21 protein-coding genes are annotated in these 16,951 nt (G+C 27.1%); 4 read left to right on the forward strand and 17 right to left on the reverse strand.

What is annotated here, in order from left to right; translation table 11 throughout:
• Positions 1 to 24 precede the first annotated feature (24 nt).
• Together EF514_RS02580 and EF514_RS02585 are read right to left on the reverse strand one after the other, a co-directional pair.
• Positions 25 to 612, reverse strand: coding sequence for a DUF3793 family protein (locus EF514_RS02580; protein WP_127723540.1), 588 nt, complete (start codon positions 610 to 612; stop codon positions 25 to 27).
• Between the two features lie 5 nt (positions 613 to 617).
• Positions 618 to 1,046, reverse strand: a complete 429-nt coding sequence (locus EF514_RS02585) for a flavodoxin (protein ID WP_127723542.1) — start codon at positions 1,044 to 1,046, stop codon at positions 618 to 620.
• A gap of 110 nt (positions 1,047 to 1,156) precedes the next feature.
• On the opposite strand from EF514_RS02585, the gene EF514_RS02590 reads away from it, so the two are divergent.
• The gene (locus EF514_RS02590) at positions 1,157 to 1,783 is read left to right on the forward strand and encodes a helix-turn-helix domain-containing protein (protein WP_127723544.1); all 627 of its coding nucleotides are present in this window, start codon (positions 1,157 to 1,159) and stop codon (positions 1,781 to 1,783) included.
• A gap of 83 nt (positions 1,784 to 1,866) precedes the next feature.
• On the opposite strand, the gene spoVG is transcribed toward EF514_RS02590, so the two are convergent.
• The gene (gene spoVG, locus EF514_RS02595; RefSeq protein WP_127723546.1) at positions 1,867 to 2,160 is read right to left on the reverse strand and encodes a septation regulator SpoVG; all 294 of its coding nucleotides are present in this window, start codon (positions 2,158 to 2,160) and stop codon (positions 1,867 to 1,869) included.
• Between the two features lie 139 nt (positions 2,161 to 2,299).
• On the opposite strand from spoVG, the gene murC reads away from it, so the two are divergent.
• Positions 2,300 to 3,685 carry a UDP-N-acetylmuramate--L-alanine ligase gene (gene murC / locus EF514_RS02600; RefSeq protein ID WP_127723548.1) on the forward strand — a complete coding sequence of 462 codons (1,386 nt, stop codon included), beginning with the start codon at positions 2,300 to 2,302 and terminating at the stop codon, positions 3,683 to 3,685.
• Between the two features lie 36 nt (positions 3,686 to 3,721).
• Here murC and EF514_RS02605 read toward each other — a convergent pair whose 3' ends face one another.
• From EF514_RS02605 to EF514_RS02650, 10 genes are all read right to left on the reverse strand, one after another.
• Positions 3,722 to 4,273, reverse strand: a complete 552-nt coding sequence (locus tag EF514_RS02605) for a DUF6648 family protein (RefSeq protein ID WP_127723550.1) — start codon at positions 4,271 to 4,273, stop codon at positions 3,722 to 3,724.
• Positions 4,274 to 4,382: 109 nt separating this feature from the next.
• The gene (locus EF514_RS02610) at positions 4,383 to 4,808 is read right to left on the reverse strand and encodes a hypothetical protein (RefSeq protein ID WP_127723552.1); all 426 of its coding nucleotides are present in this window, start codon (positions 4,806 to 4,808) and stop codon (positions 4,383 to 4,385) included.
• Positions 4,805 to 5,716, reverse strand: coding sequence for a tRNA modification radical SAM protein MnmL/YtqA (gene mnmL, locus EF514_RS02615; RefSeq protein ID WP_127723554.1), 912 nt, complete (start codon positions 5,714 to 5,716; stop codon positions 4,805 to 4,807). The genes EF514_RS02610 and mnmL overlap by 4 nt, the downstream gene beginning before the upstream one ends.
• Entirely contained in the window at positions 5,713 to 6,165 is a 453-nt protein-coding gene (locus tag EF514_RS02620) for a peroxiredoxin (RefSeq protein ID WP_127723556.1), read from the reverse strand. The genes mnmL and EF514_RS02620 overlap by 4 nt, the downstream gene beginning before the upstream one ends.
• The gene (locus EF514_RS02625) at positions 6,162 to 6,512 is read right to left on the reverse strand and encodes a DUF1292 domain-containing protein (protein ID WP_127723558.1); all 351 of its coding nucleotides are present in this window, start codon (positions 6,510 to 6,512) and stop codon (positions 6,162 to 6,164) included. The genes EF514_RS02620 and EF514_RS02625 overlap by 4 nt, the downstream gene beginning before the upstream one ends.
• Positions 6,513 to 6,525: 13 nt before the next feature.
• Positions 6,526 to 7,977, reverse strand: coding sequence for an aminoacyl-histidine dipeptidase (locus EF514_RS02630; protein WP_127723560.1), 1,452 nt, complete (start codon positions 7,975 to 7,977; stop codon positions 6,526 to 6,528).
• A gap of 212 nt (positions 7,978 to 8,189) precedes the next feature.
• Positions 8,190 to 9,533 (reverse strand): GTP pyrophosphokinase, encoded by a 1,344-nt coding sequence (locus EF514_RS02635; protein WP_127723562.1) that lies wholly within the window; start codon positions 9,531 to 9,533, stop codon positions 8,190 to 8,192.
• A gap of 72 nt (positions 9,534 to 9,605) precedes the next feature.
• Complete coding sequence (locus tag EF514_RS02640; protein WP_127723564.1) at positions 9,606 to 10,364, reverse strand: peptidylprolyl isomerase; 759 nt, start codon at positions 10,362 to 10,364, stop codon at positions 9,606 to 9,608.
• A 40-nt stretch (positions 10,365 to 10,404) separates the two neighbouring features.
• On the reverse strand, positions 10,405 to 10,602 hold the full coding sequence (locus tag EF514_RS02645) for a cold shock domain-containing protein (protein ID WP_127723565.1): 198 nt from the start codon (positions 10,600 to 10,602) through the stop codon (positions 10,405 to 10,407).
• A gap of 160 nt (positions 10,603 to 10,762) precedes the next feature.
• Positions 10,763 to 11,479, reverse strand: a complete 717-nt coding sequence (locus tag EF514_RS02650; RefSeq protein WP_127723567.1) for an acyl-[acyl-carrier-protein] thioesterase — start codon at positions 11,477 to 11,479, stop codon at positions 10,763 to 10,765.
• Positions 11,480 to 11,732: 253 nt separating this feature from the next.
• Between EF514_RS02650 and EF514_RS02655 the strand changes: the two genes are divergently transcribed.
• Positions 11,733 to 12,842: an isomerizing glutamine--fructose-6-phosphate transaminase gene (locus tag EF514_RS02655; protein WP_127723569.1), complete on the forward strand. Its 1,110-nt coding sequence runs from the start codon at positions 11,733 to 11,735 to the stop codon at positions 12,840 to 12,842.
• 16 nt (positions 12,843 to 12,858) lie between these two features.
• Here EF514_RS02655 and EF514_RS02660 read toward each other — a convergent pair whose 3' ends face one another.
• The 4 genes from EF514_RS02660 to EF514_RS02675 form a co-directional block, all read right to left on the reverse strand.
• A complete protein-coding gene (locus EF514_RS02660) occupies positions 12,859 to 13,776 on the reverse strand; it encodes a sensor histidine kinase (protein WP_127723571.1) in 918 nt (305 codons plus the stop codon).
• Positions 13,769 to 14,578, reverse strand: coding sequence for an ABC transporter permease (locus EF514_RS02665; RefSeq protein ID WP_127723573.1), 810 nt, complete (start codon positions 14,576 to 14,578; stop codon positions 13,769 to 13,771). Before EF514_RS02665 ends, EF514_RS02660 begins: the two co-directional genes overlap by 8 nt.
• Positions 14,559 to 15,494: an ABC transporter ATP-binding protein gene (locus EF514_RS02670; protein ID WP_127723575.1), complete on the reverse strand. Its 936-nt coding sequence runs from the start codon at positions 15,492 to 15,494 to the stop codon at positions 14,559 to 14,561. Before EF514_RS02670 ends, EF514_RS02665 begins: the two co-directional genes overlap by 20 nt.
• Before the next feature lie 79 nt (positions 15,495 to 15,573).
• Positions 15,574 to 16,248 carry a response regulator transcription factor gene (locus EF514_RS02675; protein WP_127723577.1) on the reverse strand — a complete coding sequence of 225 codons (675 nt, stop codon included), beginning with the start codon at positions 16,246 to 16,248 and terminating at the stop codon, positions 15,574 to 15,576.
• Positions 16,249 to 16,396: 148 nt separating this feature from the next.
• Between EF514_RS02675 and EF514_RS02680 the strand changes: the two genes are divergently transcribed.
• The gene (locus EF514_RS02680) at positions 16,397 to 16,933 is read left to right on the forward strand and encodes a flavin reductase family protein (protein ID WP_127723579.1); all 537 of its coding nucleotides are present in this window, start codon (positions 16,397 to 16,399) and stop codon (positions 16,931 to 16,933) included.
• The last annotated feature ends 18 nt before the right edge of the window (positions 16,934 to 16,951 follow it).

A 16,951-nucleotide genomic window follows, 5' to 3' on the forward strand; every position in this document is an offset into this window, starting at 1 on the left:
AATATCTCCTTAAAAAAGAAGATGCTACATAGCATCTTCATAATAATTTTTTATAATTTTTAATTTTTCATTATCGTATTTTTTAAATGCTATTTTTGATGTATATACATCATTATAACACTTCCAATACCCACTTAACTTACATTTTTTATCTTTATATGAAAAATCTTTTACATCCTTTAAAGGGTATCCTAAAAAAACTCCAATTTCATTTGGACAACTGTTTAATATCTTAAAATTATTTTTTAAAATATTGAAATATTCATCTAAATTACCTTTTCCTCCATAATTTAAATTTATTAAGTATTCCTTTATCTCAGTATTTTTCAAATGATTCTTTAAAAGATTTTCATTAAAAAAATAAACTAAAATAGAATTTTTAAAAATTTTTAATTCAATAAAAGATAAATTTATAATTTTACTTAAATTAGCACTATTCCTAGTCCAAACATCTTTTAAATTTCGTTTTGAATTACATATGTTAATCATCGTTCCGACTTTTAATCCCGAAGTAGTAGGAGATGTTAAAAACCTCAAAAAAGCTATTAAATAATTATAGTCGTCATATAATTCTATATAGTTATAAAACTTTAAAAACTCCTCCTTATACATAACTATTATGCTCTAGCTAACTCTCTTCCCAATGACTCACATTCTTCAATTGCATCATCGTCAGGATTATCATAAGCTGCAAAACCATCAGCTACTAACTTACACCCTGTATCTTCAATTTCTTCTTGCCACAATTTCATCCATTCTCCATCGGCCCATTCATAAGAACCAAATATCAAAACATTTTTACCTGACAAAAGCGGATTAACTAAATCCATATAAGGTCTCATTTCCGTTTCCTCAAGCTCCTCTGCTCCCATAGCTGGACAGCCAAACGCCAAATGTTCAACATCTTTAACATCATTTTCAGTTGCTGATCCTACCGGAATTATCCTCACCTCTGCACCGGCATCCTCTGCTCCTTTTGCAATTGCACTAGCCATTGCTTCAGTATTACCTGTACCACTCCAATATATTACATTAACTTTATTCATAACTTCCTCCTTTGATATTGATTATCATTTATATTTTAATTATAATAGTTTATAGGAATTATTTTTCTATAAAATTACTATATTAATTTATAAATTGTAAAGGAGAAAAAATGTATAATCATTTAATATTAGTTACAAATATTAATCCATTGAATCTATCAACCGCCTTAAAATTATATGAAGAAAAAATACAAAAAAATATAATAACAAAAAATAATATTAAAAACTACTTACATAATTTAAATATTTTTACTTATACCTATTATCTAATTACTTATAATAAAAATTTGGAAGAATTGGCAAAAGAAAATGACCACTTATTAAAAAACGAAGACAATATTAACATTTTAATAGAGTTAGGTAAAACTATGATTAAAAAATATTCAGATAGTTTAACTTCAATGGTTAAAATTAGTAAGAATTCAATAATTAAAAAGGCTTTAGAGTTTGTAAATAAAAACTATTATAATAAAATCACCTTAAAAGAAATTGCAAATAGCTTGCATGTATCAAAAAATTATTTATGTTATTTATTTAAAAAGAAAACCGGTTATAGATTTTGTGAATATGTAAATATTTTAAGAATAAATAGGGCTAAGAAATTAATAGTAGAATCTCAAAAGAATTTTGACTATATTTCCTTTGACTGTGGTTTTGCTTCACAATCTCATTTTTCTAGTACTTTTAAAAAATATACCGGGATAACACCTAGCGAATATAAAAATAGTAAAAAATAAAAATATATATTTAATCTTAAATGAATTAAAGTTTCCCACTAAAAAAAGTCCATACAATATGGACTTTTTTGATTATCCAAATATCATCCCTGAACAGGTTCTGTCTCCTGTGTTTCAGGTTCATTGATAATTTCCTCGTATTTAGCGAAAACTGCATCCTCTACTTTTTTTCTTGCATCTGAATTAATAGGATGTGCAATATCTCTAAATTCTCCATTTGGCAGCTTTCTACTTGGCATAGCTATAAATAATGATTCTGCTCCTTCAATAATCTTAATGTCGTGTATAACTATCTCCTCATCAAAAGTCACTGAAACTATAGCTTTCATTTTTCCTTCGTCAGGTAATTTCCTGATTCTTACGTCTGTAATTTTCACTTAATACTCACCCCTTCTGTTTATTATACTATAAGAATGACGTAAAATATATAAAAGTTAAATAATTAACGTATTTTATATGTTTAATTTTTTTCTGAAATAGTGTTATAATTAATCTGTTAATATACGGGAGGTCAACATGTTTAATTTTAATATAGATAAAAACAAGTATAAACACATCCACTTTATCGGTATTGGCGGTATATCTATGAGTGGTTTAGCGGAAATAATGTTAAAGGAAGGATTTATTGTTTCAGGATCTGATTCAAAAAAAAGTAAAATAATTGAAAAATTAAAAACAGATGGAGCAAAAATATTTAATACCCACTCCCCTAGCAATATTGAGGGAGCAGATTTAATAGTTTTTACAGATGCCATCAGTCTTGATAATATTGAACTAGATGCAGCTATTAAATCAAAGGTTGATATTATAGATAGAGCTTCTTTTTTAGGGGCATTAATGAAGAACTATGAATCATCTATTGCCGTATCCGGTACTCATGGTAAAACTTCAACTACTTCAATGATTAGTGAAATAATTAAAAATATAGACTTAAATCCCACTATTTTATTAGGAGGACAATTGGATGGTATTAATGGAAATGTAAAAATAGGAGATAAAAAACTTTTCCTAACAGAAGCTTGTGAGTACAAAGCTAATGTTCTAAAATATTATCCAACAACTGCTATTATTTTAAATATAGATGAAGATCATTTAGACTATTTTGATAATATTGAACATATTATAAATACCTTTAAAAAATATGCAGAAAATCTATCTGAGAAAGATAAGTTAATTTTAAATATTGATGATGAAAATACAAATTCTTTAAATAGTTTAAAGAATTGTAATATTATAACTTTTGGAATTAATAATCAAGCGAACTATAGAGCTAAAAATATCCTGTATAATAACGGATATCCTAGTTATGATTTATACTACAATGATGAATTTGTTGATAATATTAATTTAGCAGTTATGGGAACTCATAATATCTATAATTCTTTAGCAGCAATAACAGCTACTGTAGAAAATGGAATTTCTTTTGAGGAAGCTAAAAAGGGTATAGAAATTTATACCGGCGTTCATAGAAGATTAGAGTATAAAGGCGTTTATAACGGTGCCATAATAAAAGATGACTATGCTCATCATCCTACGGAAATAAAAGCTACATTAAATGCAATTAGAAAAGGCGTGCAAGGAAAATTATATTGTATTTTTCAACCTCATACTTTTACAAGAACTAAACTTTTACTAGACAGCTTCTCAAAATCTTTCAATGATGCTGATATAACTATAATTACAGATATCTATGCTGCTAGAGAAAAAGACTATGGAGATATTCACTCAAGGACACTTTATGAAGCTATTAATACAAATGGAAATAAAAGCATATATATTGATAACTTTGAAGATATTGTCAATTACTTAAAAGAAAACATTAAAGAAGGTGACATTGTAGTTACAATGGGAGCAGGTGACGTCTATAGAATTGGAGATATGTTACTTGAATCTTCTAAATGACTTTAAAAAGAGGACCTCTATAGGGTCCTCTTAATCTTAATACTTTTCATTAATATACTCTTCAATTAAGGAAGTTTTTATTTCATCATCAAATATTTTCTTTTCTTTTAAAACATTAAGAAGCCAATCGGCCTTTGAATGAAAAATAGCTTCCCTCTTATCTATAAGTACTATTTCATATAAACTATTTTTTAAAAAATTAGAATCACATTTTATATAATAACTTTGAATATTTGTAAAATTCTGAAGTTCCAAAATAGTCAAAACACTTTCATCTTTTTTTTGGTAATATTTATTACCAAGATTTAAATAGTAATTATAGTACCTAGAACGTTTTTTAGTGTTTTTTACTTCCTTTGCCAACATCTTATAATATTTTGCTAATCCGTTAAAATACTGATAATTGTAAATGCCCTTTTCAAAGGAGTCAATTCGTAAAAAAGGTCTAGCATTTACCGAATTAAAATAATCAAAGTTATATTTTAAAAATTCACCTTTTGTAATGTCTCCCTTACTATATTTTTCAATTAGATAAGATCGACGTTTAAAAAAATCTTCGAAAAAATTTGCTTTACTTACGTAGTTCACCAATGCACCCTAATTCTAATAAATCAATTGCAATATAACAGGTACAACCATAGTAAGTACCAATATTGCAGCTATTACTCTAATAGTTTTTTTATTCAACAAAATCACCTTATTGTGGAGTTACTTCTATGGCATGCTCTTTTAATGACTCTGGCATGTCCTCTAAAAGATAGTTAACATTTATATAAATCTCTCTATTTTCAGCTTCTTCAACTTTATCAAGTTTATTCTTAATATATTCAAGATCTTCAATATTTAATTTTAAAACTTTGTAAATACCATCAATATAAATTTTTTGAAGATCGTAATCCATAGCCATTAAGCCACAGATAAAACCATAGAAAGATTCAACATCATCTAAAATATAATCTGTTGCATTAATTAGTCTTACATTGTAGTCTAGACTAAAGATGTGGTCATCATCAACCTCTACAAATGCAATATTACCATTACCGCTCTTATAATCTGCATTAGCATTATCAATTAACCATCTAGTTTTTCCTGCACCTTTAGCCCCTAAAATATACTTAATCATACTATCAAATCCTTTCTCATATATTGTCCCTGATAGAAATTATTTTCTTGCATTTTATTTAGAATACTATCTCTTATCTTCCACCAAGAGGTATTCCAATTACAAAATAAACTATTTTCTTCAGGTGCTCTACCAATAATCCTTTGAATAACTATTTTGTTATCCAAATGTTGTAAAAATTTTATTACTCTATCCTCATATTCATTTAATGAAATAAGATTTATTTTATCCTCTTCATATAATTTTCCTAATTCAGTACCCTTTAAAATATAGAGCGCATGAATTTTAACTTCTTCAACACTTAAAGCGTTTAAAATATGAGCAGTTTCAATTGTATCTAATTCATCATCATAAGGCAAGTTTAAAATAACATGTACGCATACTCTGATACCTCTTTTATGAATTCTTAAAACCGCGTCTATAAATTCCGCTAACCCATGACCCCTGTTAATCTTTTTTAGAGTTCTATAGTTAGCTGTTTGTAATCCCAATTCTATAGTTACCATATATTTCTCATTGACTTCTTCTAAAAAATCTAAAAACTTATCCGGAAGGCAATCGGGTCTAGTAGAAATTGAAATTCCAACTATATCTTCTATAAAACACTCCTCAATATTAGCTTTAAAAGCGTTGAAATCAATATAAGTATTAGTAAAATTTTGAAAATATGCTATGAATTTTTTAGCATTATATTTGTTTTTAATTAATTCTTTATTATTTAATAGTTGTTCTTCTATAGTACCAAAACTATTTTCAAAGCTTCCACCCTCTTCACCACAAAAACTACAACCCCCATAGCCTAATTTACCATCTCTGTTTGGACAGGTTAAGTTTAACTTAATGGGAAGCTTATACACTTTTTCATTAAAAACTTCTTTTAAATAATCTGAATATTTTCTATATATCATAAACTTTTAATAAATTCCAATACTTCCAGAGCATGATCCCTAGCCTTAACATCTCGATATTCCTTTATAAGATTTCCTTCCTTATCAAAGATAAAAGTAGATCTCACAGTCTTTATAACATCTTTTCCATACATTTTAGCAGGTTTTAGTACTTCAAAATTATTATGAACTTCTCTTTCTGTATCAGAAAGTAATTCAAATGGTATATTCTCTTTTTCTTTAAACCTATTGTGGCTGGCAATTGAATCCTTACTAATACCTACAATTTCAGCCCCAGCTTTTTTAAATTCAGAATAATTTTCTGAAAATTGATTAGCCTCTAAGGTGCAACCACTAGTATTATCCTTTGGATAAAAATATAATACTAGGTATTTTCCTTTATAGTCGTCTAAACTTACATTTTTACCACTAGTAGAAGGTAAATTAAAGTTAGTATTCAATAAAATCACTCTTTCTCTAAAAATAAATTTTCAAATTCTTCAGAAACTTCATCAAATAATCTTTCATCTTCAATTACATTTAATTCAATTTCATTATTGTCAAGTTCTACAAAATCATAAAGTAATACTTCATCGCCTTCTTCATCTTCCGCAGGAACTAATGCTATATAAGACCTATCTTCATAGTCAAATATACCTAGTATAATGCACTCTAGCTCTGTATCATCCTCTAAAGTCAGTACAATAGTTTCAAATTCTTCATCGATGTGATTATCATCGTGATTATGTTCACAACAACTATGGTCATGATTGTGATTGTGATCGTGTTCATGATTACAATTGGATTTATTATTCATAATATCCTCCTATTTATTTTAAATTTTTTAAAATCTCAAGTACAAATGTATATACTCTTTCAGTTGATTTAATTTCTAAATTTTCACCCGGTGCATGAGGTCCTCTTATGTTAGGTCCTATTGAAAGCATATCAATATCACCAATGGTTTCTTTAAATAATCCACACTCAAGCCCAGCGTGTATAGCTTCAAGCTCCAATTCCTTATTAAACAGCTCTTTATATACCTTTGAAGCTAAATCTCTTATATAAGACTCTTCCCTGTATTCCCAAGCTGGGTAGGAACTTAAAATCGTATATTTTGCATTAAAAGCTTCGCTACAAAGTTTATTAATATCTCCTATACTTTCTTTTAGTGAAGAAAGTGCAGATCTTATATTAACTAAAATATCTATTCTATCGTCATAACTTTCAATTACTCCAACATTAGTTGAACTTCCAACTAAACCTTCAATATCATTACTCATACTCTGTACTCCATTGGGAAGTACATTAAGTAAATTAATAATGTCATCTTTTAAATTGCTTTCTAAAACTCTATTAAAATTTTCTGACTTTTCAAAATTCAACCTAACATCAGGGTCTACTTTTCCAAATTCTTTTACAAAATCTCTGTTTAGTTTAACTATTAAATTTTGGATTTGCAATATATCATCTTTTGAAATTCCTATTATAGCTTTTGCATATCTTGGTATTGCATTGGGTTTTGCTCCACCCTCTATGTCGACAAGTTCAATTTTAAATTGGGAATTCAAATTATATAAACTTCTAGCCAATAATTTAAGAGAATTACCAAGACCTTTTTGAATTTCTTGACCGGAGTGACCTCCTTTAAGGCCCGAAATGCTAACTTCATAAAATTCCAAATCCTCTTTTACTTCTTTAAATGTTTTAGTAAAAGATAAAACTTCTCTTTGTCCTCCTGCACAAGCTATACAGGCTACACCTTCCCTTTCTGAATCAAGATTTAATAATATTTCTCCTTTAAGCAGAGAACCATCCAAATTCCTAGCTCCAGTCATTCCGTTTTCTTCGTTTGAAGTTATTAAAATCTCCAAATTAGGATGAAGTACAGTATTGTCATCTAAAATAGCCAAAGCCATTGCTACAGCTATTCCATTATCAGCACCAAGGGTGGTTTCCTTTGATATAATCAAACCATTTTCTATTTCAAAGGGAATAGAATCATTTTCAAAGTCAATTTGGCAATTCTCAGTTTTTTCACAAACCATATCCATATGCCCCTGTATAATTAAAGTCGGAGAATTTTCATAACCCTTTGAAGCTTCTTTTTTTATAATTATATTATTATGAGGATCTCTTATACACTCTAAAGAACGATCTTTTGCAAATTTTTCTAAATAATCTGCAATCTTATCTTCTTGAAGAGAACATCTTGGAATTTTAGTTATTTCTTCAAAATAATGAAAAACCTTTTTAGGTTCAAAATCAACTAACTTATTCATTTATTCCTCCTTTGTGTTAATTATTATTATACTCTAATACTTTAAATACTTCATTACATATTTTAATTTAAAATCAATTAAAAGAAATCTAACAAAGAATTTTATTGGTTCAAAATAATTTCCATTAATTTATAAAACCAATAAAATTATGCTTATACAAATTTATTTTCAGTATTATTTTATATTATTTATACCTTAGGACATTTTTAAATTTATATAGATCCGCTACAAAGCCTTAAACTTTTATTAATATCAATACATAAGTTTTCTTTAGTTTTTTTACTGACATCTCCTTTTTCAAAAATTTCCTTAATTACACAAATGGAAGAATCCAATAAAAAGCTTAAAGAATGATTTTCACTAAAAATTTCAGTTACAGATTTTAAGGTTTCCTCTTCAATATAATCTATTTCCTTTTCAGATAATTTATTATTTTCTTTGAAATTTAAGAATAAAATTGAATATTTAAATCTAATAAAGGAAAGAAAATCTTGAAAAATTTCATTATAGTTTCCATCTTCTATTTGATATATAATCTTGAAAAACAAATTCCATGAAAAATCCTTATTAAGGACACTTATAATTATACTTCCAATATCTTTTGTAAACTCATCAAAGTAATTAGATGCTAATTCAATTTTTATTTCTTCTTCCAAATTTATGTCCAAGTATGCTATTTCATTTATTTTATTAATTAAAGCAACAAAGTTTTCCCCATAGGAAAGTTCTTTTCTCTTTACTGCTTTCATTTGTAAGTACTCAACTATTACATCAGTTGCATTTTTGAAGTTAAAAACAAAACCAAACTCTTCTTTTATTTTAGTTATAAATACATCATGAATAATTTTAGATAAAAAATAGTTTAGTTGTTTTTCAGCTGATACCACTGTATTTATATCTAAATTAGAAATATGATCATATAAAATCATAAGCTGCCTATCTACCATAGATAGAGAATCTTTAATAGATGACATCATTTCCCTAAAAAAATCTTCAGTCAACATATAATTATAATTCTTATATAGGATTTTATGATCTATCTCACCCCAGAAAACATTGACCATTGACTTTATTTGTAACTCAAATCTAAAAATGTTCTTGCCATATTCATAAATCCCATCAATTTTATATATTTCAAAGCCGTTTTGTTGAATTTGAGGTTGTTTTTCTGAAAGTTTTAATTTTAAAGGAAAATCTTCTTTAGCCTTAAAGTAACCATTTCCTACAGGGATATTAAATTTATCTTTTATTTCATTGAAAATATATTCCTCATCTTTTATAAATCTACACTCTATTCGAATTCCCACTAAATCACTTAAATTTAAAATCACATCTTCAGGATTTTCATATTTAAAGTAAAAGTCATTCTTAATTATTTTTTCTCTTAAACTTTTTTGAGACTTGATTCTAAACGAGATATTTAAAAAATTTTCGTCATCGGAAAATAATTCTTTAATAAATTTAATTGATTTTTCAGAAATATTCTCCAATACAGGATTATAATTTTGTAAAAGCTCTAACGTATTATCTATAAAATCAAACAGTTCTAATTTCATATTTTAGTTACTCCTTATAATAATCATTATACCTCTTTTCTTTAGTAAAAATCACGCAAAAAAGAAACTGGATTAAAGTCCAGTTTCTTTTTTAATTTCAACTTCGTATTTTTTAGATAGTTCTTCCATTTTCTTTAAATATAAATTTTGTTCTCTGATTCTCTTTAATTCATTGGAAATTTCATCTTTAACTTCTTCAAAACTCTGCACTTCAGGCTCATTTATTTCATTTACTTTTATAATATGGTATCCAAATTGCGTCTTAACTACTTTAGAAATTTCATCCTCTTCCATTGAAAACACAGCATTATCAAATTCAGGTACCATTTGTCCCGGGTTAAAGGTTCCTAAATTTCCTCCCTTTTCTTTTGAAGGACAAGTTGAATATTGAGAAGCCAACTCTTCAAAATTTTCGCCATTATTTAGTTTTTCCAGTATTTCCTCTGCCAATTTCTCATTGTCTACTAAAATATGACTTGCATTTACTGATTTAGTGGTTTTAAATTTATCTACATTGGAATTATAGAATTCTTCTACTTCTTCTTCTGAAACATTTACATCTTCTAGAAGTTTCCCCAGGGCATAGGTTTTTAGAAGTGAAGCTTTAGTTTTATTTAAAACTTCTAGAAATTCTTTATTACTATCTAAATTATTTTCTATTGCATCTAAATATAGCAATTCTTGATAAATTAATTCATTTACAATTTCACTTTCCTTGCCATTACTTGTAAAATATGCTCTAACTTGCGGATTCAAAGTCTCTAGAAAAAAGTTATAATCTTCAGTTGTAATTTCTTTTCCATTTACTACGGCCAATACTTTATTTTCCATAAATTCCTCCATATAAAAAAGCAGCCTATAGCTGCTTAAATTATAATACTACTATATTTTCAGCTTGAGGTCCTTTTTCTTTTTCAACAACTTCAAACTCAACATCTTGGCCTTCATCTAAAGTTTTAAATCCATCTTTTTGAATTTGAGAAAAATGAGCGAATACATCGTCTCCTTCTTCTGTTGTTATAAAGCCAAAGCCCTTTTCACTATTAAACCATTTTACTTTACCTTTCATTAGTACCTCCTTGTAACTTCAATCCTTTGCTAAATGTAGAGAAACTAATTAAAATAAAGTATACTCTGTATCAAAATAATTCTTAATTCATTTCCAAATTCATTTCCAAATTCATAAAGTTAAAATATTATATGCTGAAATGATAACATATATTTACTTATTATTCAAGGATTTTATCAAAGGTTACTGTAGCTTTCGCATTGACTTCATCTGTTTTAATTTCAAAATAATTATATGAATTATCATTGTAGACTTCTACAAATTCACAATTTCTTATTTCTCTATTATAAATTAAATTTAAATTTGAAATAAAATAATTGCTATACAAATCTTCAGTTAAACTCTCTTCAATCCAATCAATGTAAGTTACATTATTTACATGACCATTAATATCAATATCAGACTTTCGAATTTTAAACTTATTACATTGTAAATTAATTTCTAAAGGTTTAATTCGTTCGATTTTTTGAAAATTCCTTTTACTAACAATGTTATATTTATTTATAATTTCTTCTGGAACTCTAATGGGTTTAAGTAATTTTAAGTCAACTACTAAAAAAACTGCACTTGCCTTTAAAATAATATTTGAATTCTCATCAAGCACTTGAAATTCTCTAAAAGCATTTAGTCTCTCAAATCCGGCAGCCCACGTTTCAACCTCTATAGTTTCTCTTGGTCTTATAGGTCTTATTAAATTAAATTTCCATTTATAAATCATCCACGTTTTATTAAGTTTAAGTAAGTCTTCAGTTGTGGCATTGTTTATAATGCTCTGTTCATTGGAAGTTTCTAATAAGATATTAACTAAATTTGTATAAGTCAGCTTATTTCTGCTGCATAAGAAATCATATATATAATATTTTTTTATGTATTTCATCTAATCACAACTCCTTGATACAGTTTAACATAAAACACTTTTCTTTACATACAATTTTTAATATGATAAAATTTTTAGGGAGAAAAACTGAATAAGCGCCTGATCCCAAATTTATAGGGATGACGAGGAGTGGAGTTATCGAAATGTTCGGCGGATACTCCAAAGGTACCACAGCCTTAGTGCCTTACAAAAATTATAAGTAATTATAATACAAAAAAGGTTCAGTGGCTCTAATATATATTGGAGGTTTATTATGAACAACAAAGATAATAGCACACAAGTTTCAAAAGATGGATTTGAACATTATATGTTAAAAGAAATCTATGAACAACCAAAAGTAGTGAAAAATATTCTAGAAAATAGAGAGGAGATATATAATTCCAATTTCTCCAAAGAGGAACTAGAGCAAATTGACAAAATCTATATTGTAGCTTGCGGAACGGCACTTCATGCCGGTCAAAATGGTAAATTTGCCTTAGAAATGCTTACCGGTATACCTGTTATAACTGATATTGCATCTGAATTTAGATACAATGATGTTTTTATTGATGAAAAAACTCTTCTAATTGTAATAAGTCAGTCTGGAGAAACTGCAGATACCATTGGAGCTCTTGAAAAAGGGATTAGGTACAAAGCTAAAACTTTGTCCATTACTAATGTTATGGATTCAACAATTGCTAATATGACTGAGAAATCAATGTTTTGCAATGCAGGACCTGAAATATCTATAGCTTCTACAAAAGCATATATGGCTCAACTAACAGTTTTGTTTTTGTTGTCTTTAGACATTGCATTAAAATTAAAAGCTATTGATACTCAAACTTTTGATAAAGTACTTGCTTCTCTTAAAGAAATACCTGAAAAAATCAATATTGTACTAAAAGATTTAACTGCATATAAAGAAATCGCTAAAGAACTTAAAGAAGTAAATTCAATGTTTTATATTGGCAGAGGGTCAGACTTTATAACAGCTAAAGAAGGATCTTTAAAATTAAAAGAAACTTCATATATTCATTCAGAACCCTTCCCTGCCGGAGAATTAAAACATGGTACTATGGCTATTATAGATGAAACTTCTAAAATAATTGCAGTTGCAGCACAAAGTGGTTTGGATGCAAAAACAACTGTTAATGTTTCTGAGTTAAAAGACAAGGGAGCAAAAGTTTTTTCTATAGGCACTGAAGAAAATGAAGTATTGAAAAACAATTCAGATATTACAATTTTAATACCTAAAACTATTGATTTACTTGTTCCTATGTTGGCAGTAGTACCAGAACAATTAATTGCGTACTACACTGCCTTAGCTAAGGGTAACGACGTTGACCATCCTAGAAATTTAACTAAAAGTGTAATTAGTGAATGACAAAACACCTCAAAGGTTATGTGTATTTAACCTTTGGGGTGTTCTTAATTATTGTAATCTCAATATAAAATCTCTTATCTTTGACGAATATATTCCCCATATACTCTAATTTGTTAATTGCCACACTTACTATGGCCAGCCCTATTCCTGTAGAATATTTTCTTGAGCTATCTATAACTCGGCCTCTATTAAATAAAAAGTTATAGTTCCCATCATCTAAATTTGTTTTATTGGAAAAAAATATTTTAATATAATTTTCTGATTCTTCCAATTCAATAAGATTATCTCCCAATGAATATTTCAATATATTATCAATTATATTGTGAAATACCGTAGAAAGTAATTTACTGGAGCTTAAAACTTCCAAACTATTGTCATTATTAAAATTTATCTCTATATTCTGATTTAAGTTTTCAAAACCGCTGTAATATTCAAAGACAATTGAATAAAGCATCTCTTTCAAATCCAAATAATTTAATTCTTCACTACTATTATCAATACCGGATAATAGTGAAAATTCATAAAACTTTTCAATTAAATTATTTAAATAAGTAGACTTTTCACCAATTATTTTAATATATTTTTTGGAATCTTCATCATCGGTATTTATTAAAGATATATATCCAATAATGGACGTTAAAGGAGTTCTTAAGTCATGAGATAAATTAGCCATTAAATCTTTATAATCTTTTTCAATTTGATTCTTTAAAACTATATTTTCTCTATTTTTTTTAATTAAAATTTCAATATTATCTGCAAGTTTGTTAAAATTTCTATCTGAAGTATTATTGGCAATTTTAGTATTGTTTTCGTTTTTTATTTTACTTTCTAAATCTATATTTAATTTTTTAATATTATTTTTAAGGGAACAATGTTTATAAAGCAAAAATATAATCATTATCCCCAATATTATTATTAAAATTTTACTAATCAAAATTTTTCCTCTTTACAATTATTAATGAAATTATGAAAGTTACTGTTATTAAAAATATACAAAATAATATATTGAATCTCAATTCATAAAAACTGTTACCAAAAGAAATGCTATTAATATTTTCCAATGAGTTATCCATAAAAATAGAAGTTATCATTGATAAAGTTCTATTTGGCAGTAGGTTAGCAATGTCACTAATTATGTTTAATTTTAAAAACATATTTATCATATTTAAAGCATTTCCCAAATAATAAAATATAAAAATAGTAGCACCAACAGCAATAGATTCAATTTTAAAAACTAAATACATTAAAATAGTTAAAATTAATACAAAAAATATTGGAATTAACGCAAGAGTAAATGTTTTTGCAAAGTTTATCAATATAACTGTACTATTATAATCCCATCCATAGAATAAATAGTTTAAAAAACAGTGAAATCCCAGACCTGCTATTAAAAAAATAGAGCACAGCAATATCATTTCTAAAAATTTAACTATTACTATTGAACTTCTACTATATCCTGATTCCAATATCCTTAAGTATCCTCGTTCCTTATGCTCATCTGTAATAACAAGGCTTCCTATAATAAAACTTACAATAATTGATGAATTAAGTACTATATTAAACCCTACCCTTAGAGGAAATGGAAATCCTATCTCTGCCGAAGTATTTAAATTATTTGTTAAACTAATATAAACTAGCCAATTCCCTAAAAATATTAATACTATTACAATTAAGAGAGATACTATAGTCGATGTCTTCATAAGATTTCGTTTCAGGTCAGCTTTTAAATATATCATTTTCGCCACCTCCTACTAAATCCATATAGTATTCCTCCAATGTATTTTCCTCTATTGAGATTGAACTTAAATAAATATCATTCTTTGCTAAAGTCTTTTGAATAATCAGTCTATCTGCCCCACTATAAATTTCTATAACAGAGTTAGGCATTACTTTGAAATCATAAATTTTTAGTTTTTCCTCTAGTATATTAACTACTTTTGGAAGCTCCTCTTTTTCAAAAGGAACTAACTTCAAAAACTTCTTATTTCTCTCTTTTAAATCTTCTAAAGTAATTTCTTCAAGCATACTTCCATTTTTAATTATTCCTATTCTGTTAGCAATTTGAGATAATTCATTAAGTATATGAGAAGACACAATTATTGTTGTATTCCATTCTTTATTTATCTTTAAGAGAAAATTTCTCAAATCAATTATTCCTGACGGGTCTAAACCGTTTATGGGCTCATCTAATATCAAAATTCTGGGTTTATGCATTACTGCTGCCAATATGCCCAATCTTTGCCTCATACCAGTTGAATATCCCTTGACTTTTTTATTTAAGACACTGTCAATGTTAAAAAATTCAGCAATTTCCAATATTTCATTATCTATTTTTATATTTCTTAGCTCTGCAAGGTAATTTAAGTTCTTAATACCGGTCATATAAGAGTAAAAAGCCGGACTTTCAATTAAAAAACCACATTCTTTTCTAAATTCAAAGCTCTTATCTAAATCCATATTTAAAACAGTACAACTACCGCTGGTCTTATTTATATGACCTGCAATAACTTTTAGGAGTGTAGATTTTCCGGCTCCGTTTTCGCCCACCAATCCATAGATATCACCACTATATAGGTTAAAATTTAAATTGTCTAAGGCTTTAACATTACCAAAACTTTTATTTAATTCTTTAATCTCTATTAACTTTTCCATTTTGACCTCCTGAAAGTATTATCGTCTATGAAGCTAATAATATTTTAAAGAATATCTAAATTATTTCTAAAGATTTTACTTACTTAAGCCTATAACCCATGCCCCATATAGTTTCAATATAATCATATTCATTTATTTTTTTTAATTTGTTTCGTAAGTTACTAATATGTGAGTTAACAGTATCTGCATCGTAAGCATATTCCTGATCCCATACTGAAGAATAAATATTTTCCTTTGTAAAAATTTTTTTAGGATTAGATATTAAAAGCTTTAGAATATTAAATTCAATTGGAGTTAGTTTTACAGGTTTATTCTCCACCCTTACCTCCATAGTAGATAAATTTAAATCAATATCTTTAAATATTAAGATTTCTTCTTCTGAATATCCATATTCTTTATAGCGCCTTAATGTAGCTTCTACTTGAGCCAGTACTTCATCTTTATCAAAAGGTTTTTCCAAAAACACATCTGCTCCTCTTTTTAAAACATCTATCCTTGTTTCCTTTGAAGATTTTGCACTTATTACAATTATGGCTATATCATTATCTTTTCGAATTTCAGTTATAAACTCCTCACCTGGCATATTTGGCATCATTAAGTCTAAAATTATAAGGTCAAATTTACTAAGTTTCATTAATAAAAGCGCCTCTCGAGCTGTAAATGCACTTTGTACAGTATAATTTTGAGATTTTAAAATTTCAACTAGAAGGTTATTTATATCAATATCGTCTTCCACTACTAAAATATTATTCATATTATCACCACACATATTATATATTATGTGTGGAATTAGAACAATCAGAGAAATATCTATTATTTTTTAACTAGCCATATTTAAATAATAAAAAACTTTTAAAGACAAATTTGTAATATAATAGTAAATATTAATAAGGAGGTAAATTATGAAAACAAAAGTAGATGCCCTTGAATATTCAAGTCATATCTTTAACGAACTAAAAAATGGTTTTCTGATTACTGCAAAGGCTAATGATAGATTAAATTCCATGACTATTTCTTGGGGAATGTTAGGTGTTGAGTGGAATAAGTTAATTTTTATTACTTTTATAAGAGAAAATCGTTTTACTAAATCTTTGCTTGATACTAACCCCGAGTTTACTGTTAATATTCCTTATGGCGATTTTGATAGAAATATAATAAACTATTGTGGTACTAATTCCGGACATAATGTTGATAAGTTTAAGGACTTAAATTTGACAATTGAAGAACCAAGTATTGTAACAGTACCCGCTATTAAAGAACTGCCTTTAACTCTTGAGTGTAAAATCATTTACAAGCAAAAACAAAATAAAGAAGAAATTTCTAAAGAAGATTTGTCTAAATTCTATCCGAATGATGTTGACAGTACTTTCCACGGAGCAAATAAAGATATACATATTGCTTACTATGGTGAAATTGTAGACTCCTATATTGTTAAATAATTAAAAAGCATTTAATAG

This window comes from Anaerosphaera multitolerans (assembly GCF_004006535.1).
Classification (GTDB): domain Bacteria; phylum Bacillota; class Clostridia; order Tissierellales; family Peptoniphilaceae; genus Anaerosphaera; species Anaerosphaera multitolerans.

Bases quoted from the DNA above. Each gene is read 5' to 3' on its own strand.
- murC (WP_127723548.1), top strand. From the start codon at position 2,300: ATGTTTAATTTTAATATAGATAAAAACAAGTATAAACACATCCACTTT.
- EF514_RS02680 (WP_127723579.1), top strand. From the start codon at position 16,397: ATGAAAACAAAAGTAGATGCCCTTGAATATTCAAGTCATATCTTTAAC.
- EF514_RS02645 (WP_127723565.1), bottom strand. From the start codon at position 10,602: ATGAAAGGTAAAGTAAAATGGTTTAATAGTGAAAAGGGCTTTGGCTTT.
- EF514_RS02635 (WP_127723562.1), bottom strand. From the start codon at position 9,533: ATGAAATTAGAACTGTTTGATTTTATAGATAATACGTTAGAGCTTTTA.
- EF514_RS02590 (WP_127723544.1), top strand. From the start codon at position 1,157: ATGTATAATCATTTAATATTAGTTACAAATATTAATCCATTGAATCTA.
- EF514_RS02655 (WP_127723569.1), top strand. From the start codon at position 11,733: ATGAACAACAAAGATAATAGCACACAAGTTTCAAAAGATGGATTTGAA.
- EF514_RS02625 (WP_127723558.1), bottom strand. From the start codon at position 6,512: ATGAATAATAAATCCAATTGTAATCATGAACACGATCACAATCACAAT.
- EF514_RS02580 (WP_127723540.1), bottom strand. From the start codon at position 612: ATGTATAAGGAGGAGTTTTTAAAGTTTTATAACTATATAGAATTATAT.
- EF514_RS02675 (WP_127723577.1), bottom strand. From the start codon at position 16,248: ATGAATAATATTTTAGTAGTGGAAGACGATATTGATATAAATAACCTT.
- EF514_RS02670 (WP_127723575.1), bottom strand. From the start codon at position 15,494: ATGGAAAAGTTAATAGAGATTAAAGAATTAAATAAAAGTTTTGGTAAT.
- EF514_RS02585 (WP_127723542.1), bottom strand. From the start codon at position 1,046: ATGAATAAAGTTAATGTAATATATTGGAGTGGTACAGGTAATACTGAA.
- mnmL (WP_127723554.1), bottom strand. From the start codon at position 5,716: ATGATATATAGAAAATATTCAGATTATTTAAAAGAAGTTTTTAATGAA.
- EF514_RS02650 (WP_127723567.1), bottom strand. From the start codon at position 11,479: ATGAAATACATAAAAAAATATTATATATATGATTTCTTATGCAGCAGA.
- EF514_RS02665 (WP_127723573.1), bottom strand. From the start codon at position 14,578: ATGATATATTTAAAAGCTGACCTGAAACGAAATCTTATGAAGACATCG.
- EF514_RS02640 (WP_127723564.1), bottom strand. From the start codon at position 10,364: ATGGAAAATAAAGTATTGGCCGTAGTAAATGGAAAAGAAATTACAACT.
- EF514_RS02630 (WP_127723560.1), bottom strand. From the start codon at position 7,977: ATGAATAAGTTAGTTGATTTTGAACCTAAAAAGGTTTTTCATTATTTT.
- EF514_RS02610 (WP_127723552.1), bottom strand. From the start codon at position 4,808: ATGATTAAGTATATTTTAGGGGCTAAAGGTGCAGGAAAAACTAGATGG.